Annotated in this window: 18 protein-coding genes and 2 pseudogenes; 9 read left to right on the forward strand and 11 right to left on the reverse strand. The window is 68.0% G+C overall.

Annotated elements, in window-relative coordinates; translation table 11 throughout:
- Entirely contained in the window at positions 1-753 is a 753-nt protein-coding gene (locus tag F4554_RS25075; protein ID WP_179789852.1) for a CDP-alcohol phosphatidyltransferase family protein, read from the reverse strand.
- A gap of 9 nt (positions 754-762) precedes the next feature.
- A complete protein-coding gene (locus F4554_RS25080; protein WP_179789853.1) occupies positions 763-1,413 on the reverse strand; it encodes a GTP cyclohydrolase II in 651 nt (216 codons plus the stop codon).
- A gap of 143 nt (positions 1,414-1,556) precedes the next feature.
- Here F4554_RS25080 and F4554_RS25085 point away from each other — a divergent pair, with 143 nt between their 5' ends.
- From F4554_RS25085 to F4554_RS25100, 4 genes are read left to right on the forward strand one after another with little or no spacing between them, the layout of a single operon-like run.
- Complete coding sequence (locus tag F4554_RS25085) at positions 1,557-1,955, forward strand: 6-carboxytetrahydropterin synthase (protein WP_179789854.1); 399 nt, start codon at positions 1,557-1,559, stop codon at positions 1,953-1,955.
- A 38-nt stretch (positions 1,956-1,993) separates the two neighbouring features.
- Positions 1,994-3,097 carry a glycosyltransferase family 4 protein gene (locus F4554_RS25090; protein WP_179789855.1) on the forward strand — a complete coding sequence of 368 codons (1,104 nt, stop codon included), beginning with the start codon at positions 1,994-1,996 and terminating at the stop codon, positions 3,095-3,097.
- Positions 3,034-3,924 carry a methyltransferase domain-containing protein gene (locus tag F4554_RS25095; RefSeq protein ID WP_202889457.1) on the forward strand — a complete coding sequence of 297 codons (891 nt, stop codon included), beginning with the start codon at positions 3,034-3,036 and terminating at the stop codon, positions 3,922-3,924. Before F4554_RS25090 ends, F4554_RS25095 begins: the two co-directional genes overlap by 64 nt.
- Entirely contained in the window at positions 3,921-4,970 is a 1,050-nt protein-coding gene (locus F4554_RS25100; protein WP_179789856.1) for a lysylphosphatidylglycerol synthase transmembrane domain-containing protein, read from the forward strand. The genes F4554_RS25095 and F4554_RS25100 overlap by 4 nt, the downstream gene beginning before the upstream one ends.
- 46 nt (positions 4,971-5,016) lie before the next feature.
- Here F4554_RS25100 and F4554_RS25105 read toward each other — a convergent pair whose 3' ends face one another.
- The 5 genes and pseudogenes from F4554_RS25105 to F4554_RS25125 form a co-directional block, all read right to left on the reverse strand.
- Positions 5,017-5,769 (reverse strand): Stf0 family sulfotransferase, encoded by a 753-nt coding sequence (locus tag F4554_RS25105; protein ID WP_179789857.1) that lies wholly within the window; start codon positions 5,767-5,769, stop codon positions 5,017-5,019.
- A gap of 84 nt (positions 5,770-5,853) precedes the next feature.
- Positions 5,854-6,579, reverse strand: a complete 726-nt coding sequence (locus F4554_RS25110) for a creatininase family protein (protein ID WP_179789858.1) — start codon at positions 6,577-6,579, stop codon at positions 5,854-5,856.
- The gene (locus F4554_RS25115) at positions 6,576-7,634 is read right to left on the reverse strand and encodes a zinc-dependent alcohol dehydrogenase (RefSeq protein ID WP_202889458.1); all 1,059 of its coding nucleotides are present in this window, start codon (positions 7,632-7,634) and stop codon (positions 6,576-6,578) included. Before F4554_RS25115 ends, F4554_RS25110 begins: the two co-directional genes overlap by 4 nt.
- An 83-nt stretch (positions 7,635-7,717) precedes the next feature.
- The gene (locus tag F4554_RS25120) at positions 7,718-8,566 is read right to left on the reverse strand and encodes an ABC transporter substrate-binding protein (protein WP_179789859.1); all 849 of its coding nucleotides are present in this window, start codon (positions 8,564-8,566) and stop codon (positions 7,718-7,720) included.
- A pseudogene (locus tag F4554_RS25125) lies at positions 8,494-8,772 on the reverse strand (ABC transporter substrate-binding protein); the annotation flags it as partial. The gene F4554_RS25120 and the pseudogene F4554_RS25125, both read right to left, overlap by 73 nt.
- A gap of 434 nt (positions 8,773-9,206) precedes the next feature.
- On the opposite strand from F4554_RS25125, the gene F4554_RS25130 reads away from it, so the two are divergent.
- The 5 genes from F4554_RS25130 to F4554_RS25150 all read left to right on the forward strand — a co-directional run bounded on the left by F4554_RS25130 (position 9,207) and on the right by F4554_RS25150 (position 15,053).
- Positions 9,207-10,388: a neutral zinc metallopeptidase gene (locus tag F4554_RS25130; RefSeq protein WP_179789860.1), complete on the forward strand. Its 1,182-nt coding sequence runs from the start codon at positions 9,207-9,209 to the stop codon at positions 10,386-10,388.
- 463 nt (positions 10,389-10,851) lie between these two features.
- The gene (locus tag F4554_RS25135; RefSeq protein ID WP_179789861.1) at positions 10,852-11,019 is read left to right on the forward strand and encodes a hypothetical protein; all 168 of its coding nucleotides are present in this window, start codon (positions 10,852-10,854) and stop codon (positions 11,017-11,019) included.
- 211 nt (positions 11,020-11,230) lie between these two features.
- Positions 11,231-11,407 carry a hypothetical protein gene (locus tag F4554_RS25140; protein WP_179789862.1) on the forward strand — a complete coding sequence of 59 codons (177 nt, stop codon included), beginning with the start codon at positions 11,231-11,233 and terminating at the stop codon, positions 11,405-11,407.
- A gap of 210 nt (positions 11,408-11,617) precedes the next feature.
- Positions 11,618-13,540 carry a right-handed parallel beta-helix repeat-containing protein gene (locus F4554_RS25145; protein WP_179789863.1) on the forward strand — a complete coding sequence of 641 codons (1,923 nt, stop codon included), beginning with the start codon at positions 11,618-11,620 and terminating at the stop codon, positions 13,538-13,540.
- 619 nt (positions 13,541-14,159) lie between these two features.
- Positions 14,160-15,053 (forward strand): glycoside hydrolase family 16 protein, encoded by an 894-nt coding sequence (locus tag F4554_RS25150; RefSeq protein WP_179789864.1) that lies wholly within the window; start codon positions 14,160-14,162, stop codon positions 15,051-15,053.
- 105 nt (positions 15,054-15,158) lie between these two features.
- Here the strand turns inward: F4554_RS25150 and F4554_RS25155 are convergent, their stop codons facing one another.
- The 4 genes and pseudogenes from F4554_RS25155 to F4554_RS33830 form a co-directional block, all read right to left on the reverse strand.
- Positions 15,159-17,129: a hypothetical protein gene (locus F4554_RS25155; protein WP_179789865.1), complete on the reverse strand. Its 1,971-nt coding sequence runs from the start codon at positions 17,127-17,129 to the stop codon at positions 15,159-15,161.
- Between the two features lie 936 nt (positions 17,130-18,065).
- Positions 18,066-19,013, reverse strand: coding sequence for an alpha/beta hydrolase family protein (locus F4554_RS25160; RefSeq protein WP_179789866.1), 948 nt, complete (start codon positions 19,011-19,013; stop codon positions 18,066-18,068).
- Entirely contained in the window at positions 18,994-19,251 is a 258-nt protein-coding gene (locus F4554_RS33825) for a hypothetical protein (protein ID WP_337796318.1), read from the reverse strand. The genes F4554_RS25160 and F4554_RS33825 overlap by 20 nt, the downstream gene beginning before the upstream one ends.
- 192 nt (positions 19,252-19,443) lie before the next feature.
- A pseudogene (locus F4554_RS33830) lies at positions 19,444-19,581 on the reverse strand (winged helix-turn-helix domain-containing protein); the annotation flags it as partial.
- Positions 19,582-20,538: the final 957 nt, after the last annotated feature.

Genomic DNA, 20,538 nt, shown 5'->3' on the forward strand with positions numbered 1-20,538 from the left:
TCACGACCTTCCGTGCTGCCACTGCCACCAGACGCAGTCGCCGAACGACCAACCGAGCAGGATCAGCGACCCGGCCACGACCCCCACCTCGACCGGCTCGGGAAGGAGGTGGGCGCTCACCACGACGAGGGTGACGCCCTGGATGGCCGCCACGACCTTGCGGGCGTATTTCGGTGGTACGGACGAACGCAGCCAGGGCAGCACCCACCCTGCTGCCACGTAGGCGTACCGCATGGCCCCGATCGCCAGCACCCACGCACCGGCGGACCTGGCGACGAAGACGCTGAGAACCATGATGAGGAAGGCGTCCGCCTCCATGTCGAAGCGCGCACCGAACTCCGTCACGGTTCCGGTCCGGCGGGCGACCTTGCCGTCGACGGAGTCGAGCACCAGGGCGACAGAGGCGATGCCGATCATCACGGCCGGCGCGGGTGCACCCAGCCGGTCGGCGACGAGCGCCGTCACCCCGCCGATGAGGACCAGACGGGTGAGGGTCACCCGGTCGGCGGGCGTCCACGTACGGCTGGGCGTTCGGCCGAACCCGGCGACCAGGAATCCCGCTGCGCCGAGGGTGAAGCCGAGCCCCGCGAGCCAGCCCACGAGACCGAGTCCGGGATAGAGCCACAGCAGGACGAGCCCCGCGATCTCGGCCATGCCCGCCACGGCGAGATCCCGGCGGAACGCCCGGGTCGGCGTGCCCGCATGGCTCGCCCGCGCGCCGGCGTACCGCCGCGTGACACCGACATCGTCCATCTCGATCTTCTACCGTCCTGGTCGATTCGCGGACCCGACGAACCCGTCGAGCTGCGGGAGATCGTGTCCGAGCCGGTCTCGCTTGGCCGTGAGGTAGCGCAGGTTGTCGTCGTCGGCTGGTACGAGCAGAGGAACCCGGGCGACGACGTCGATGCCGAGGCTCTCGATGGACCTGATCTTGTCGGGGTTGTTCGACAGGAGCCGGATCGACCGCACGCCGAGGTGGTTCAGCAGCCAGGCCGCCGCGCCGTAGTCACGGGTGTCCACGGGCAACCCCAGGGCGGTGGCCGAGTCGACGGTGTCCATCCCCTGTTCGTCCTGCAGGATGTGGGTACGCACCTTCGCGACGAGGCCGATCCCACGCCCCTCGTGTCCGCGAAGGTAGATCAGGATCCCGCTGCCCGCCGCCACGATCGCGTCGAGGGACGCCTCGAGTTGGCCGCCGCACTCGCAGCGCGTCGCACCGAACACGTCGCCGGTCAGGCACTCCGAGTGCACGCGGACGAGGACGTTCTCCCGCACGACCGGCGGGCCGAAGACGAGCGCCAGGTGCTCGTGTCCGCCGGGGCGGTCCCGGAACGCCACGGCACGGAACGTGCCGCGGCGGGTGACGAGAGTGGACTCCGCGACGTCGTCACGCCCGCTGGGTTGGTCATCCATCCCGGCCCCTGTCGCTCGCCTGATATGTCGTCGTACGGACCGATCAGGTGCCGATCCGCACCCCCTCTGACGAGGGACACGACGTAACCGGTGAGATGGTTCAAAGTCAAGGTCGAGTGTGTCGAGTGCCCGGAGGTCGACTGGTGTTCAGCATCACGGTCCGCGATCACCTGATGGTCGCGCACAGCTTCGCCGGGGAGGTCTTCGGACCGGCGCAACGGCTGCACGGCGCCACCTTTGTCGTGGACGCGACGTTTCGGCGTCCCACGCTGGACGAGGACAACATCGTCGTCGACATCGGCCTTGCCACCAAGGAACTCGGCGACGTCCTGAGCGCTCTCAACTACCGCAATCTCGACGACGTACCCGATTTCGCCGGGATCAACACGTCCACGGAGTTCCTGGCCAAGGTCATCGCCGACCGGCTCGCCGAGCGGGTCGGCGCCGGTGCGCTCGGCGCGAACGCCCGCGGTCTCGGCGGGATCGCGGTCACCCTGCGCGAGTCGCATGTGGCCTGGGCGAGCTACGAGCGCTCCCTGTGACCGCGCTGCCACGTCTGCCATGACCGCGGCGAGGCGCCATGCGTAGGACGGTCTTCGTCGTCCTGCCGGGCGACATCGACGACCCGACCTCGCCCAGCGGAGGCAACATCTACGACCGCCGGATCTGCCGGGGTCTGGAAGATCCGGCAACCGCCGGCTGGTCCGTCAAGGAGCTCGCCGCCCCTGGAGCATGGCCCGACCCGGACCAGGAAGCGCGCGACGGCCTGGCTCGACGGTTGGCCGCCTTGCCGGACGGGGTCGCCGTCCTCCTCGACGGACTTGTCGGCTGCGCGGTGCCCGACCTCCTTGCCATACAGGCGAACCGGCTCCGGCTCGCGATGCTCGTGCACCTTCCGCTCGGATCCGAGGCCGGCCTGCCTCCGCGGCGAGCGGCCGAGCTCGACGCCCTGGAACGACAGGCCCTGCACGCGACGCGGCTCGTCGTCGCGACAAGTCCGTGGACCGCGCGTCACCTGGCCGACCACCACGGGATCGCCACGAGCCGGATCCAGGTCGTCACTCCGGGAACCGATCCCGCGCCGCCGGCGCGTGGTACCGACGGGCGGTCGCGGTTGCTGTGCGTCGGCGCGATCACGCGGACCAAGGGCCAGGATCTCCTCGTCGAGGCGCTCGCGTCCCTCGGCTCGAGCGGCGACACCTCCTGGACGTGCGAGTGCGTGGGCCCGCTGCACCGCGATCCCACCCAGGTCGCGACGGTGCGCGGGTCGATCGCGAGCCACGACCTCCACCAGCAGGTACGCCTCGAAGGGCCGCGGACCGGCGATCGGCTCGCGGCCACCTACGCGGCGGCGGACCTGGTGATCGTCCCGTCCCGGATGGAGACGTACGGCATGGTGGTGACCGAGGCCCTGGCGCGCGGCATTCCCGTCGTCGCGGCCGACGTGGGTGGCGTCTCCTCGACGCTGGGGCAGGCACCCGATGGTGGGATCCCCGGGCTCCTCGTCCCGCCCGGCGACGTACCGGCACTCGCCTCCGCGCTCCACCGCTGGCTCGGTGATCCGGCCCTTCGGCAACGCCTTCGGTCCTCGGCCCGGCAGTCCCGTGGCATCCTGTCGACGTGGCAGGCGACCTCGCGGCGGATGGCCCACGTCCTGGAACTGCTCGCTGGGGAGCCCGGCTGAGCACGGCCGGGCAGTCGAAGGTCGCTCCGGAGTGGCTCGCCCTGCGGGAGTGCGCCGACGCCGCCGCCCGCGCCTCGGTCCTGGCCGATGCTTTGAGTGAGCGGCTGGCCGAGGTCGACCGGCTCGTGATCCGTGACCTCGGCTGCGGGACCGGAGCGCTGCCCCGGTGGCTGGCGAGCCGGCTGCCTGGTCCACAGCACTGGATCCTGCACGACTACGACGCCGACCTGCTCGCCCACGCGGCGGCGCGGGTCACCGGGACCGACGCCGACGGCGTTCCGCTGACCGTCGAGCCGTACGTCGGCGATCTCACCGCACTGGGGTCTGCCGAGCTCGCGGGTACGTCCCTGGTGACCGCGTCGGCGCTGCTCGACCTGCTCACGGCCGACGAGATCGACCGGCTCGCCGACGTCTGCGTGGGTGCCGGCTGCGCCGCCCTGTTCACGCTGTCCGTGACGGGCTCGGTCGAACTCGATCCTGCCGATCCGCTTGACGGCGAGCTCGCCGCCGCCTTCGACGACCACCAACGGCGCTCCGTCGGTGGCCGCCGGTTGCTGGGACCCGACGCCGTCGCCGCCACCGTCGAGGCGTTCGAGCGTCGCGGTGCCGTCGTACGCCGCGAGCCGAGCCCGTGGCGGCTCGGTCCGGACCAGGCACCGCTCGCCGAGGAATGGCTCCGCGGCTGGGTCGAGGCGGCCTGCGCGCAGCGGCCGGACCTGATCCCGAGTGCCGAGGCGTACGTCGCCGCGCGGCTCGCCTCCTGCGCCGCCGGCAACCTGCACGTCACGGTCCACCACGCCGACCTGCTCGCCGTGCCGTCACCATGACGCCCCAGCTCGCGCCGGTCCCGCCCGGGACGGAGGGATCGCCGCCGGGCACTCCGCCGCGGCGGTCTCCGTCACCCGGCTCCCCGCCGCGGCGGCCGATCGCGTCGGCCGGACGGCGGCTGTGGACCTGGCTCCGCCCGCTCGTGGGTGTCGGCATCCTGGCGGTCCTCGTCTGGCGACTCGGCACCGGACCGTTCGTCGCCGGCTTCCACGTGGTCGACGTCTGGTCGGTGTTCGCCGCCCTCGGGATCGGCATGTGCACAACGGTCTTCGGCGCCTGGCGATGGTGCGTCGTCGCGCGCAGTCTCGGACTGTCGCTGTCGTTGCGGCAGGCCGTCGCCGACTGCTATCGGGCCATCCTGCTCAACTCGGTGCTGCCCGCCGGTGTCCTCGGTGACGTCCACCGGGCGGTCAGCCATGGGCGGCAGTCCGGCGACCTGGGCCGGGGAGTGCGGGCGGTGATCCTCGAGCGCGCCGCCGGTCAGGTCGTGCTGGTGGCCTGCGGCATCAGCATCCTCCTCACCCAGCCGGGGATCCTGGCGGCCGCGACGGGTGCCTCTCCCCTGTCGGGTTGGTGGATCGCTCTCGTCCTCCTCGGTCTGCTCGGCCTGCTCGGCGTCCTGCTGGCGTTCGCCGCCTGGGCGCGGAGGGGATCGTCGACCTCGGCCTGGCGCCGGGCCCTACGAACCGCGGCGACCGACGCACGGGTCGGCCTGCTGTCGAAGCGCACCTGGCCGGCCGTCCTCGCACTGTCGGTCGCGACCCTCGTCGGGCACGTCTGCATGTTCGTGGTCGCCGCCCGGGTCTCGGAGTCGTCGGTGCCGCTCGCCCAGCTGCTCCCGATCTTCGTGCTGGCGTTGATGGTGATGGGCCTGCCCGTCAACGTCGGCGGCTGGGGACCTCGGGAAGCCTTCCTTGCATTGGCTTCCGGAGCCGTCGGCCTCGGTGCCGGCCAGGGCGTGGCCATCTCCGTCGCGTACGGCGTACTCACCCTCATCGCCTGTCTCCCCGGCGTCGTCGTGCTCTTCGTCCGCCGCCGGGCCTGACCGCTGACCTGGTGCCGAGGTGCCCACCTTCTTGGGTGAACTGTGGTCACCGACCGGCGAGGGCGTGATAGCGGAGGATCCAGTCGTGGTTGAGCTGGTCGGCCTGCCGGCGGTGACGGGGGACGAACGCGTGCCCTGCCGGGAGTTCCAGCCCGAGAAAGTCGAGGAGGCCGCTGGTGACACGGTCGATGTCGGTGGTGAGGTCTTCATAGCGCACGGTGTGCGGTTGGACGTCGAACCTCGTGAACCAGTTTCGCCAGGCGGCGTTGTGTTCTTCGATGGTCTGGACGAGGTTGTGGATCTGCTCGAAGTCGAAGCGGGGCTCGTGGTCGGGCAGGGCAGCGTCGCCGTGCTGCCAGTAGCGAGTCTGTTCGGCGCGCGCCCATGACACGGCCTGTGCCACCGTGTCCTCACGCCGGCAATGGACGAAGCGGACGCGGCCGAAGGCTCGGGTCAGAAGGTCGAGGTCGGCGCCTGTGGGCCGAAGATCAGAATGCGCGGCGCCGAGCTTGGCGACCATCTCCTCCAACGTTCCCCACATCACCCGGGCAGCGAAGATGCCGTTGGGGGTACTTCCATCCGCGATCGCCGCCCGTACAAAGTCGCGGTAGTCGAACGACCCGTGGTCGTCGCGGGGCAGGTGCCAGCGGTCCGCCCAGGACTGCTCGTCCGGCAGCCGGAAGTAGGACTCCGGCCGACCGGCGATCCCGGTGTCGCGCAGCAGGCTGCACAGCAGCGTGCTTCCGGTCCGCGGCGTACCGCAGATCAGGTACGCGTCGATGTTGTTGCCTGTCACCACGGCCCACAGTCAACCAGCCGTGCCGCCACCACCGCAGCAGGATTTTGCGGCGACGTGGTGACGTCGAGCACCAGGGCTCGGCGCTCAGGAGTCGAGCAGCGCCAGGTAGTCACCGAACGACGTGACGAGGCTGTCAAGCACGGCTTTCCCCTTACGCGCCGACGCCAACGACGGACGACCGACGACTCCCGACTCGGAGTAGCCGGCCACGCCCATGGTGAGCAGATGAGGTCGATCGTCGGCCACCAGGTCGGCTGATTCGTAACCAGGCCTGACGATTTCCGGATCCGTGTACAGCAGGATGGAGGTCTCCAGCTCCCCCGCGTGCATGTCGGAGTCGAGGGAGGTCTCGAGCCCGGCGGCGGCCCGGGCGGACTCCCAATCCTGGAGTCCTGGGAACAGCGCCATGGTGCCACCCGCCTCCTGGACCACGTTGGCGAGGACGTAGTTGCCGCCGTGGCCGTTGACCACCACGAGCTTGCTGATCCCCGACCGGCGGAGAGACTCGGCGATGTCGCGGACGACGGCATACAGCGTTGCCGCCGAGATGCTCACCGTGCCGGGCCAGGCGGCGTGCTCGTGCGAGCACGAGATCGTCAACGGGGGCAGGGGAAACACCGGATACGTACGCGCGACCTCATTGGTGATCGCGGCCGCGACGAGCGTGTCGGTGACCAGCGGCAGGAACGGCCCGTGCTGTTCGAAGCTGCCGATCGGAAGGACGGCCACGCGCGCACCCCGCTCGCGGGCGTCGACCGTCGTGTCCAGGGGCAGGACGGACGAGCTCGGGTCTGCGGCGTTCGGGTTCATGTGCGTCCGGATCCTTCTCGGTTCGACGGGCTCTCCATACGTGGCTCGGCGACCGGCTCGACTGGCGCGACTGGCTCGGTGGCACCGTAACTGATCCGGTGGCACAGGGCCGGGAGCGTTCCGTCGGCAAGCCGCGGCATCACGGTCGGCAGGTCCTCGAAGCTGCTCTGGCCGGTGATCAGCGCGTCGTACGCCGGGTCGGCAAGCAGGTCGAGCGCCAGCGCGAGCCGGTCGGCGAAGCTGCGCCGGCCGCGCCGGGCCGGCGACACCATGCCGACCTGGCTGCTGCGTACGGCGAGGCGGCGCGAGTGGAAGAACTCACCCAGCGGAAGGCTGACCCGCTGGTCGCCGTACCAGCTGAGGTCGACGACCTCACCCTCGGGCGCGAGGAGTTCCAGCGCCCGGACGAGTCCTGCCTCGGTCCCGCTGGCGTGGATCGCGAGATCGCAACCACCGCTTGCCCGGTCGGGCGGGACGAACTCCACGCCCAACCGGGCGGCGACCGATGCGCGGGCCGGGTCGGTGTCGACGAGCTGTACGCGGACCCCGGGATAGCCGGCGAGCAGCCGGGCGACACAGCAGCCGACCATCCCGGCCCCTATGACGGCGATCCGGTCACCGACCATCGGCGCCGCGTCCCAGGCCGCGTTGACAGCCGTCTCGACGGTTCCGGCGAGCACGGCGCGCTCCACGGGAACGGAGTCCGGGATGACGGTCACCGCCTCGACGGGCACGACGTACCGGGTCTGGTGCGGATAGAGGCAGAAGACGGCCCTGCCGGCGAGCGCTGCCGGGCCGCGCTCGACGACGCCCACGTTGAGATATCCGTACTTGACCGGGGCAGGGAAGTCGCCTTCTTGGAACGGCGCCCGCATCACGTCGTACTGGCTCGGCGGAACCCGGCCGCCGAAGACGGTCCTCTCGGTGCCCCGGCTGACGCCACTCCACAGCGTGCGGACGACGACCTCACCCGGACCGGGCTCGGGCAGCGTGACCGGCCGGATCTCACCCTTCCCGGCAGAGACCACCCAGAAGGCGCGGGCCTCGAGTGCCATCGAACCTCCAGGAAGGGAACATCTCCGTCGACGGCGCCAGGTCGCTTTCGCCGTGACCGGTCGGGCCAGCGTAGCCCGACCGGTCACAGAACCTGTCGGGCGAGGCTATCGGTGCTTGCCGGGGTCTTCCCAGTAGTACGCCTCGGGGTCGTAGACCGCCGGGGTCGGGTGGATCCACGGGTTCGCGAAGCCACCCTGCCTGAGGTTCTCCTTCTTCGGCACGTTCTGGAGCTTGGCGTGGCTGAGGCCTCGGGGTCGTGCTTGACGTAGGCGTCACGCCAGTTCTTGTAGACCTGCTTGCCCTTGTCGTCGACATGGAACTCGATGGCCTTCGGGCTCATCGTCCCGGTGGTGATTTCTCCGGTGTTGAAGTAGATAGCCTTCTGGATCTCTTTCCTGTCCACGCCCAGTGACAGCGCCTGGCGGAACTTGGGTTCGCGGACGAGCTTGCGGAACTTCTCGTCCTTGTGGTCGTAGTTCAGGAAGAAGATCGAGCCGGTGCCCGAGCCGCCGTCCCAGAGCAGGACCTTGACCGTGTCCGCATAGGGAAGCTGGTCGCCGTTGGGCATGACAGCGTCGTAGTAGTACGGGTTGCGCTCGAGAGTTGTCAGGCGGCCCTCTTGCAGCGACTCCAGCTTCCAGCCGGTCATGGTCGGGCACATCGGGTTGCGCGACCAGTAGACCTTCGTCTCGAACAGGCCGCCCGCCGAAGCCCAGTCCTTGGGCACGTCCTTGTTGTACTTGGGGTGGAACTGCTTGGCGTAGTGGCTGGGCGCCATCCACTTCGGCCCGTTCCTCACGGTGCCGTTGACCCACATGGCGATCCGGTCCGCGGTCAGTGGCGCGGGTGCGTCGAAGGTCAGCACCAGAGTGTTGTCGTCAGGGGTGGTGAACTTCGCGAGCGTGCCCCTACCGGAGCGGGCCACGGGCATCCGTGGACCACCCGCATCGGCGCCTCCTTGAGCTTGGCGGGGGCGCTGAGCGGCTTGGTCGCAGAGCCCTTGGGCGCCGCGGCCGCACCACCGGAGTCGTTGCCGGCGTCGCTGCCGGTGTCGCTCGACGAGGTTCGGCTACCGGAACACGCCCCGAGCATCGCCGCGCCGGCGGAGGCCGCGGAGGCGTAGAGGAACGTACGACGGCTGAGCTTTGCCTTGTCCTGCGCGGGGACTGCTCCCTTCTCTTACCGGCCGGTGGCCGGCGTCGGAGACGTTGCGCGTCGGGTGGATGCGCGACGTACCCGGGGATGCAGAACACACGCAGGTCGGGGCCGGACCTTCACCCAATCGCAATACAGCGGCGTCAGAACCAGCGGGCAACGCGCGATGTAGCCGCTCTGACACGGTGCGTGGCCGAGGTCGGCTTAGCCGCTTGACCTGGCCGGCGTCCGGTTCGAGCGGAACTCTTGCCAAATGCTCCGGATGCGATGCACTATCTGGTTCGCGCACGACCCGAAGGATCAACAGGTCCTCAGGGCCGGCTGCACGGGGGGTTCTTCGCGTTGAGAGACCCAGCGCTTCGGGTTCCTTCGTTTTCCGGCCGCATGTCGCCGCGCCAGTACGAAGGAGACCCCCCTTGAAGCAGTCACCACGCTTCCTCGCCGCCTTCGGCGCAAGCATCGTCCTCACGATCGGTTCAGCCACGGCTGCTGTCGCCGGCACGGGCGTTGGCACCGGCGCCGCCGTCGACACCGCCGCACCGGCAGCCGCTGTGGCGCCTGCCGCCACCCGCACCGCGCTGGCCCGTAGCGGCGAGGCCGCCGACCGGTTCGGGATCGACCGGTCCCCAGCACGCGCGGCCGTCGAGCGGGCCATCGACCCCGGCGACTACCAGTGCGGACCGACCGACCTCGACGCCTACGTCAGCGCCCTGATCAACGGTATGTCCGACGAGGAGTACGCCTTCCTCGTCCGTCACCTCGAGATGCTCGACATCCCGACGTACGACGCACTGCTGTACGGCACCACCGCCGACCCGCGCTACGCCCTCCGCGCCGACTACGGGACCGAGCTGACCCACACGTTCCGGGACGTCAAGCGGTTCTGGGACATCCAGTCCGGCGACATCCAGCTGATGTCGATGCACGGCAGCATCATGGGTGACGCCGCGGCTGTCTCCCGCGTCCTTCAGCTGCCGATCCCCGGGTTCGGCTTCTCCCCCGCTGTCGCGGACGCGCGCGCCAAGGACATCGCCGCCGCGGTCAACAGCGGCATGTTCGACAACGGCAACAACCCGCTGTTCACGCTGAACGCGTTCGCGTTCACCGCCGAGGGCGACCCCGACCCGCTGGTCAAGGGTGTTCCCGACAAGCTGATCTTCGGTGACGGCATCGTCGACGCTCTCAACGCGATGGGCATCGGCGACGTCGGACCGCGCGCGGTGATGGGTCACGAGTTCGGCCACCACGTGCAGTTCGAGGACAACCTGATGGACTCCCCGCTGACCGGGCCCGAAGCGACCCGGCGTACCGAACTGATGGCCGACGCGTTCGGCACCTACTTCGCCACCCACGCCCGCGGGCTCTCCCTCAACACCAAGCGGGTACTGCAGGCCGAGAAGACCTTCTTCGAGGTCGGTGACTGCGCCTTCGACAACGACGGCCACCACGGCACACCGAACCAGCGGCTGCGCTCCGCCACCTGGGCCGCCGGCATCGCCGACTCGGCACGCCCGCAGGGCAAGATCCTGCCGTCGCTGACCTTCGCGGACATGTTCGAGGACGAGCTACCGACCCTGGTCGCCCCGGACGCCTCCTGACCAGTACGACAACACGCATCGGCCCGGCCACCCTTCTTGGTGGCCGGGCCGACGTGATTCCGGATCCAGCTGAGCGGACGGATTTACGGCTCGGCTCCGCCCTCCCGCGGCGTGGTCAGAGGTATGTGGTGCTGCAAGAGTGATGCCTCATACCCGCCTGGACCGCCACAGAGGCGAGAAGCTCACGGCATGATCCGGAACAACCCCGGTGCGCCGCGGTCAGTGGGGCCAGGTCGTACTGGCGCCGGGACGAAGTGACCGGAACCAGCGCGTAGGTGCGAGTTCTATGTGCTCGTCACCAGCCGAAGGCGACCTTGGGATGAGTTCCTGGTTCGGATGCCGATCGGCAGGATGACGTGCCGTGGGTCGCCGAGGGACTCGCGGCCGGTGATGCGCGTATGGAGCAGGTCTGCTGCCTGGCGGCCCATCTCGGCCGAGGCAGGATCGCCGCGACGGCGGTCAGGTGGAGGATGCCGAACGGGCCGGCGTCATCCATACCGGCCAGGTCGATGTCGCCCGGGACCTCCGCGCCGAGCGCCACCAGGTCCTCGGCGGCGGCAGCGAGGGGCGGTCGGGTGCAACCCCAAGCCAGCAGGTGCAGCATTCCGCGGGGACGACGATCTGCATCTGAGCCTGGACACGTGCGATGGCTCGTCAGGTCGAAGAAGTGCTCGCTCGGAGTGTGCCTGCGCAGGTTCTCGGTGAACCGAGTAACGCCATCTGTCGTATTGCTCGAAGGCTGCTTGCTCCCTGCATGCGATCCGTGCGCGTCAATGGCGACGGAGATCACCAGGGCCCCGCGGTGGAAGAGGAGCAGAGCGAAGGTCGGCGGCCGGCGACTCGTGTCTGTACTCACCTGGTGTCTCAAACTGTCCGTTGAGCGGCGGGACATCGACATCGGCACGCTTCTCGGCTGCTGGACCGTATCGCCGATTGCCGCCGAGCAGACCGGGATCGATCCCGCTCTGGTCGAAGGCTTTCCCGTCGGTATGCAAGGACTACATTTGATGCACGGTTGAGCTTCCAGCCGCGGACGCGCTTCTTGCGCCACCACGGAGGCTGGCTGTCATGCCCGGGAGGATCTGATGGCGCTGCCCCCCAACGCGTACACGACCGTGATCCGTGGCCGGATCCTTGACATGGTTGGGAACCCGCTTGAAGTTGATGTGCAGTTCACGGCGGACCCGGTGCGGATCCGTGTCCCTGCAGATCAGGTATTCCTGTACCACGTGACGGTCTCGACGAGGGCGGACAAGTTCACGGGCCAGTGGGAACTGGAAGTCCTGTCCACCGACAACCCTGAGCTTGACCCGACCGGCTGGGCCTACACCGTCCACGTCATCGGCGACGGCGTGGACGACACGATCGCGTCGGTGTCGGCACCGATGGGCGCCCCCGTGGACCCGGCCACAGGAAAGCCGACGATAGACCTGGTGGATCTGACCTCCGGCTCGGTGGCCGGCGACCGGGTGGGCCGCGACTGGACGCTCGACTCCACCCAGATCGCCGGCAAACCCGCCACGTTCCCGCCGCAGACGCACAGCCACGCGACCGGGGAGGTGACGGGGCTGGCGGCAGTCGCCACCACGGGGTCGTACGACGACCTGTTGGACGCGCCGCCATCGGACACGGGTGGCAGTGTGCAGGTCGACTCGTTGGTGTGGAACGTGAAGGACCACGGCGTGGTCGGCGATGGTACGGCCGATGACACAGCCGCGTTGCAGGCGATGTTCACCGCGGCGCCGGCGAACACGTGGATCCTGTTCCCGCACGGCACCACGTGCAAGATCAGCGGCACGTTGACGCTGTCCAAGCCGTTCCACATCGAGGGCGGCGAGATCGTCCAGGTCGCGACGAACGCGTACGGCTTCTCCCTGACCTCGGGAGCGTCTGGCACCGTCATCCGCGAGGTGCGGTTCACCGGCCCCGGCGCCACCAATTACGGCGGAAACCGGCGGGCGATCCACCTGCAGGGCAACTCGGCCACGTCCCGGGTTGGTGACGTGCTGGTGGAGGGGTGCACCATCTCCGGCTGGTCGTTCGGGGTGTCGTGCAGGCTCGGCGAGCGGATCACCGTGCGGGGCTGCAAGATCCTCACCATGGGCTATGCGGGGGTGCACTTCTTCTCGGTGAACCGGTGCAAGGTCACTGACAACTACATCGACGACGTCCGCCTGACCGGCAGCAACGTCGACTGCTACGGCATCACGATCAACCGGATCGAGAACGTCACAATCGCCGCCGAGCCGCTGTCCGAAGGGGGGTTGGTCTCCCGCAACCAGGTCCTCAACGTCGCCTGGGAAGGGATCGACTCCCATGGCGGGATCAACCTGGTCATCGCCGACAACTACGTGTACGGCTGCCTGAACGGCATCGCCCTGGTGGCCGGCGGGAACGAAAACAACGTCGAGACGTACGCCTGCAAGGCGATGGTGGTCCGGGGCAACGTCGTCGTGTCCGGCGTCACCAACGGCACCAAGGAGGTCGGGATCAAGGTCGTGGGGGCTGGGACGGCCGTCGGGGCGCTGGTCGACGGGGCGACCGGGATCATCTCCGGGAACTACGTCCACGGCCACGGGAAGATCGGTTCCACGAACGCCGCCGGGATCATGGTGTACTACACGTCCGGCATGGTGATCACCGACAACATCGTGGTGGAGCCGTCCAGCTTCGGGATCAACGCCTACCACACCAACAGAGGCGTCGTGATCGCGAACAATCTCGTGATCGACCCGTGGGACGCCTCCGTCAACTCCACCCTGCCCACCGGTGTGTTCCTGCGCGACCGGGCGAACATCAACGCCCTTGTGCACGGCAACGTCGTGCAACTGGGGTCGAAGGTCGCCCCGTCGAAACTGTTCCGCGGCGTGTCCATCAACAACACGGCCACGGGGATCCTCGGCATCAACTACGCGCCGGAGGCGACGAACAAGGATGTCCTCGCCGCCCCAGGGATGATCCACCAGAACAACTCCTTCACCTTCAAGTTCCACGATTCCGCTGGCTCCAGCAGGACCCTCGGGTTCTTCGGAAATACCCCGGTGTCCCAGCAGGTGATCGGCGCGTCGCCAACTGCGGACGTGACCGCGTTGAAGAGGGCGGTGGATGCAATACAGACAGCGCTGGTGAAATCCGGGCTGGCGAGACGGTAGGGGTGCGGTGGACTCTGGTGTAGCGTCCGCGAGGTGGCCCGCAGGGTTGAGCTCACCGACGCCCGAGCGTGGCCGGACCTCCTCGAGGATTTCGACGGCACCTACACCGGCACGCAAGGCCGCCCAACGGTCTCTCTGACGCAACGTGGCAGTCGCCGTCTGTGCTGACGGACTCAGACGTTGGTGGATCACGGTGATCAGAACTCTGCACGTGGCCGAGGCCTGGTGCAGTTCCTCGTGGCATAAAACTCTGGATGGCTAAAAGGTATGAGCAAAGTCGTGCCATTCACTGAAATCAGGCTCGGTGCCATCAGGCGGGATGCACGCCGCGATCACGGCCCCACCAACCTTCCAGACTGGAATCCCGTCGCCCTCTTCTGATCGTAAGCAATATCGGCCTTTTGACTGCCGCGCCACGGAGCTTTGTGCCGGCGGCGGTCACCTTTGCCGCAAACCTCAACCTGTGGCGGCCGAACGCGGCCGAAGTGCAGCAGCATGTGAGATGTTCGGCAGTCCGTCGATTACTCTCGACAAAATCGATAGCCTTCGTCCATCGGTTACCCAGCCAGTCTCGGTTCATGTTCCGCTCAGCTTTTGCCGACGAAACTTGGAGTTCCGTATGACTGATGGATCCATGCGGCGCCGCTCGCTTCTTCGCACGGCAGGAATCTGCATTGGCGCGGCAGTAGCCAGTTCTGTCACTGACACCGGATCGGCGCGGGCGGAGACCGTGCGCAGCGTATTCCACCGTCCGACACTGGTCGATCCGGCGACACCGCGTAATGCGCGCCCGTCGATCGGGGGAACAGGGCGCTCGCTGGTGTTCAGCGACGAGTTCACCGGAAGGTCACTTGACACGTCGAAGTGGAATGCGGTCGAGCAACATCGCAGCCCGGGCAATCACGGTGTCGACTACTGGTACAAGTCGGCCAACGTCCATGTCGGCGGTGGAGCTCTGGAGTTGGGCATCAGCCAGCTTGGGACCGATGCGTACGGTGGTTCCCGAGTGGACAGCCAGGGCAAGTTCGACTTCACCTTCGGCACGATCGAGTACGCCATCCATGTCCCACCCACGATCGGTCACCTCGCGGCAGCTTGGCTCCAAGCTGCCAACGGACTCACCCCCGGCGGCGTCGTCGATGGCACTGCTCGCGACGGGGAGGAGATCGACATAGTCGAAACCTTCAGCACCGACGACAAGTTCGGGGTCACCGTGCACTGGGACGGCTACGGCGCCGACCATCGGCAGTCCAACACGGTCGTGACCGCGCCTGGACTCCACGACGGCACGTGGTACCACACCTTCACGCTCGACTGGACGCCCACCACCATGACCTTCGGCTACGACGGTGACGTGGTACGGACAATCACCGATCCAGCACTGATCAGCCAGGTGAAGGAGTTCCCGATCGCATCCAACGAGATCATCTCCTACGCCCAAGGCGACATCCACGACGCGCCATTGGACTGGCACTCCACGATGTACGTCGACTACATCCGCATCTGGCAGTGACGCTTCAACCAAGAGGGCCCGCTCGCCAGGGCCCCAGCGGGCCCCAGCAGTGAGTCGGCCCCACCACCTACGGTGGCGGGGCCAGCCCGTCGGGGTGTCGCGCGGTTACCGTGCTGGGTGAAGCTCGATGATCGTCGTGGAGTGGGCCGGGAATGTGTAGCGGAACGCGGTGCTGCCCAAGCTCATCCGGCCGCGTTGGATCTGAACGGCATCGGGGTCGCCAACGGAGTTGTAGCTGGTGAACTCCTGCCCGGCCACCGTGCTGACAGCTGCCAGGTCGCCGTGTGCGTAGCCGGCTGGCACGACCTCGGCGGTCACGGCCCGGCCGGCGTCCCGATTGACGACCGCGACACGGAGTACGCCGTCATCGCCGACCGCGGCCGTGGTGGCCAGCGCGCCGTAGGTACCGAACCGGGCATCCTCCGTGGCCTCCGGGGTGACCTGCGGATTGTTCCTCACAGTGGTCGCGACAGTCGTACCGCCGCCGTCGACCAGAGGCTTGAACTGTTCACGCATGACCGCGTCCGCCGTGTAGACGAGGTCGGGCAGCCCACCGAGGACGGACCGCAGCGTGGTCGGGGTGTCGCCGATCAGCGTGTTGCCCATCGCCCAGGGCAGGTTGAGCTGGGAGAAGGCGGTCCATTGGGAGGCCATGTACAGCGCGTGCGACATCGCGGTGTCCCAGTGCGGGTAGGCGGAGATGTCGTTCATCGCGCCGAACCACAGCGCGCCGTACTCCGAGGTCGCGACGTACTGCCGACCGGATCCGTTGGTCCGGACGTCGGAGATGAGGTTCGCGACCAGGTCCGTGGCCTGCTTCTCGCCCAGGAAGTACTCGTCGTGCCCCTCCTGTGCGGTCTTCCAGTCGCCGTCACCGAAGACGTTTCTGAAGTTGGTGTACGGGTGGACGACCAGGCAGTCGTAGTTGTCCGCGAGTCCTGACTGCCTCATCACCTGGGCGAACGAGGCCACGCCGAGCCCGGATTCCTTGTTGATCGGCGCCCAGGTCGCGCAGACGTCGATGGACGGGTCGGCCTTCTTCATCTCGGCGTAGAAGTCGACGAACCCCGGCTTGCGTTCGGGCGTGTAGTCGGCCGTGACGACGGCCTGCTTTGCTGGGACCGCTCCGTGGATGCCGTCGCCGAAGTGGACCGTTCCGGTCTTCGGATCGAACTCGTACACCCTGTCGGAGGGGCCGGCCGAGCCGAGGTCCGCCACCGCGGTCCACGCCGTGCCGCCCACGTAGATCGTCTGGCTGTCCGGCACCACCGGCGGGTAGTAGACCTTCAACTGCTGGTTGGCCCTGCCGTCGCTCTTCGACGCCGCGGGCCGGCGGTCGCAGCCACGCTGCAGGTTCTGGCCGACCTGCGGTTCGGTGCCGCCGAAGGCGTACTCCCGCAGGTTGGTCGTCGGGTCGGTGCTCCGCCAGTACGTCTGTGCGGAGCGATCGGGCTCGTTCCCGATCTCCCAACTCCTGACCCCGTACGGCGCCGGGTGGCCATTCTCCGCCCGTATCTGCGCCCAGGCCGTGCCACCACGCGGATTCGTGCCGAGCGGAGCGTTCATGTACTCGACCCAGTCCGCGGCGTCCGAGGGTGTCTCGTTGATCATCGGCGTCATGATGTCGGGCCGGGCACCCGTCGCCTCGACGAACTTCATGTACTCGTCCGGTCCGAAGCTGCCGTCGACCGGACCTGGACCGCCATTGGGCTGCCCGGGGGTCTGGCACGCGCGCTGGTTCGCCGGCCCGATCGCGCTCTTCCAGTCGTAGAGTGCCGCTGGAGTTCCACCCGGGAAACGGACCATGCCGATGTTGGCCCGGCGCGTCTTGTCGACCACTGCGGGATCAGGGGCGTTCGCCGCCGGATCCCACAGGCCGTGTGAGTTGTTCCAGAACTGGTCGTTGTTCGCACCGGCGAGGAACGGCGACGCCGAACCGATGCGCTGATTGGTCTTCACCTGCAGCACGACCGGGACGTCGTCGGCGAAGCTCGGAGCCGGTGTCAAGGCCAGTGCGCAACTGGCCGCCGACAACAGGATCAGGGCATTGCGCCATTGCGGTCGCCGATACCTCATCTGCTACTCCTCACCCTTCTCGGGCCTTCGCCGATGTCTGGCCGGCCGGTCCTGAGCGGAGTCGCCCTGGAGCGGGTGCCGACTGGTCACACCTCTGTCATCGCGGAATCAGTTGCGGGTGGAGCAGGGAACGAACAACCATCGTCGGTTCTACAACGTTGCACTAAGTCTTGTAAAGACCTGACTGCCGCTGGCGAACCACCCGCACTGCCTCGCCTGCCTGCGCGCCATTGAGACCAGCAACTGCTCGCACCATCACCTGAGACGACGGCATCGACTCCACCAGCGCCCGTCCCAGCGGCTTGCGACGATCCAAAGGTCACAAGCGACAGCGCTCCGTAGGTGAGCTCGCCGTTGCCCTCGCACAGGTGATGATTGCCACAACGTCGCGGTCGTGCGTGCCCAGCCGGAGCTGGTCGGGCCGGCCGGCTCCGACCCCAACCGTCAACCGGAGAGCCGACGGTTTTGCAGGAAATCTGCAACCGGCCTGCGACCTGCGGCTTTGCCGTTTGGCGGCAGTTCCGCCACAAGTACGCCGCAGACGTTCACCTCACGCGTCACCCATCACCGTCGTGCACTGAGCAGGGTCGCAGTAAGTCGGACCGGCTTGTGCTTTAGCAGGGGTTACCGAGCGGTCTCGCCGATGTGACTCCAGATGCTGCCGGACGGTGCGCCACTACCGCTGGCTCTCCACCTCGTGCGCCTGATCCGCGGCATGGCCCTGTGGTTTGTTCTGGGCAGCAGTCGGTCCGCCGACGACGATCGCGCCGGGAAGCAGCCCCAGCACCTCAGCGCGGGATATCCAGTACCTGCTGGAGGTGCCAGAGCTGGCCGATGCTTCGCAGTTACCCCAGCACGCAGACAGCCGATCGATCCCCTCCAGCCGCTCTTACAGATGACACGGACACGACACGACCTGGCCCATTGGCCGTACGGCTACGAGGTGCGCTGCATCTGTACGAAGGCCTCCAGCATCGGCAGGAATCCCGGAGCGAGTTGGGTGTTGCCGGGCAAGCCGGGCTGCGGGTCGGCAACGAGCAGCCCGTGGTCGGCGCCGGGAAAGATCGCCAAGCCGTGCGGATCGCCAGGCAGTTGAAGTAGGCATCGGGCAAAGACCTCGACACTTTCCCGCACGGGTACGAGCTGGTCGGCGCCGCCGAAGACGGCGAGTACGGGACAGCCGACCTTCGGCAGCACTTCGGCGGGTTCGAAGTCAAGAGCACGGGCCAGGAAGCTGAGCATCTGCGGGGTGTCAAAGTATCGGGTCGCAGTTTCGTACCAGACTCGTCCGGCGTACTCGGCCTGCGCTTCGAGGACGGCTCGGACCTCGTCCCCGCGGCGCAACCGCGCCGCACGTTCGTCGAGCCAAGCCAACGCTTCGGCCATCGCGTCAGCATGGATCCCTTCGGCTACAAGCTCACGTTCGATCCGCACGCGATCCTGCACGGACGGGCTGACCCCCGGTCCGGACAGTGAGACGACGAAGTCGACGTGCTCTTCCTGAAGCGCGGCCGCGAGCAGCGAGACCCAGCCGCCCTGACTCATGCCGAACAGGCCGACGGGCCGGCCTGCCACCGATGGGTGCGCCCGCAGAACCCGCAGTGCCGCGAGCGACTCGTGAGCTCGGTCCGCGAAGGTCTGCTCTCGCCAGTCGCCGGGCGAGCCGCACCCCGGCTTGTCGTGGGCGATCACGGCGAAGCCACCCTCGGTGAGACGTGAAGGCCACTCGCCCCAGTCGTCGAACCGGCCGTCCCCCGAGCCGTGCACGAGCACGATGCCCGGCACCGGTCCCCTGACCGACGGCACCCAGATGCCAGCACGCAAGCTGCCGGCAGCAGTGGAGATCGATGTGGTGAGGGTGCGCTCAAACGAGGTCGGCGCCATCAGGCTTGTCCTTCCTGGAATTCGGACCGTCAGCGGTGTCCGGGCCTTCCACCTCCGGGCCGGTCAAGTCCAAAGGTGTGCCGCCGAGCAGGAATCGAACGAACCTGGCACCGGCCGGCACGGTGGAGGAGTCGGAAAGACGTTCGAGGTACGGCGCGAGGACGGCGCGGAGGCCCTCAGCGATCACCTCGACCTCGGCAGACGTGACGGGCAACGTCGTCCCGTCGACGTACGTCACCCGGCGCCACTCGTCGGCTTCGCCACCCTGTCTCGCGCTCCATCCCAGGATCCGGTTGGCCTCCCGCTGTACGAAGACGCGATGGAGTTCATCGGCTGATGCCCCACCGTCCGAAGGCCACGACTGCTCGATGTCGATCAAGCGCCACGGCCGCTCGCGTCGGTCACCGCTGTTGGGCGCCTGCTCGACAAACCCGTACTTGGCGAGTTGACGGAGGTGGAATGAGCATGATGCCTGTGACGTGCCGAGGCGGCTTGCGCATGTGGCCGCGGTGGCCGGGCCCAGAGCTCCGAGCAGTTCGATGAGGTCCAGCCGCAGTGGATGTGACATCGCCCGGAGAGCTTGCGGATCGGTTATGTGCACATGCCAAAGGTAGCTTTGACGTCGAGAACGTCAAAGCTACCTTTGGCAAATTCCGCCGCTAGTCGCGTGTACCCGTCCTCGCTTCCGAACCGCCTTACCGGGGTTGGGCGAGTCGACACCCTGCAGTCAGGAACCGCGCAGGCCGCGGCCCGCCGGAGTGGGTCCCGGTGGGGCCGGAGCCGGGTCCGCCGGACGCGGAAGAGTCGCTGGCGGACATTCTCGCCTCCCACTGGGAGCCAGTACTGCCGCCTGAACCAGCCGACACCATCGTCATCGCCTCCCACGGGCCGAACTGGATCACCGTCCTGTCCGCAGGCGATCCTCCAAACCTGAAGCGGCGGACCTGAGTGGCGACCTGGCGGGGCAACGACGACTCCGACAGTCCTGTCGCGATGGCGGAGTGCCCGGTGTCCCACCGCCGTGGCGTGTATGAGCGGGCCGCCCGCCAGAGGGCCGCGACTGGGCTCGAACATGGCGACGGCATGACCGAGCCCCGCGAGTTGCAGCTACCGCCGCCGGTGAACCTGGCGCCGGACCTCGACTGTGGCACGGTACGCATCTCCTGGACTACGGCCGCCCGGCCTGGCACGCCGTGTGGTTCGACATCTACGCCGAGCTCGCAGAGTTCAATCACGAGACGGCGCTTGTGGATTCGACCTCCGGTGCGACCTGTCTGGGACTTTCCTCCGGCATCGCCTCTCAGCCCCTGCGCGGTCGCAGTAGGCAGTGGAGTCAGAGCCAACCAGGTAAGACTGCTCAGCCGGGAACCAGGTACTTGACTAGCACTCGCCCCCGGCTCATCCTCACGGCAACGAGCCTGCAGTTCGGGCCTCTTGGTTTCCCCACCACCACTGCAAATCTGCCTGCTCGGCCATTCGGCTCGGCCGGCGCGCACCCTTCCCGTTCGGGATCACGTTGTCTGCC

The organism is Actinopolymorpha rutila, assembly GCF_013407855.1.
Taxonomy (GTDB): Bacteria; Actinomycetota; Actinomycetes; order Propionibacteriales; family Actinopolymorphaceae; genus Actinopolymorpha; species Actinopolymorpha rutila.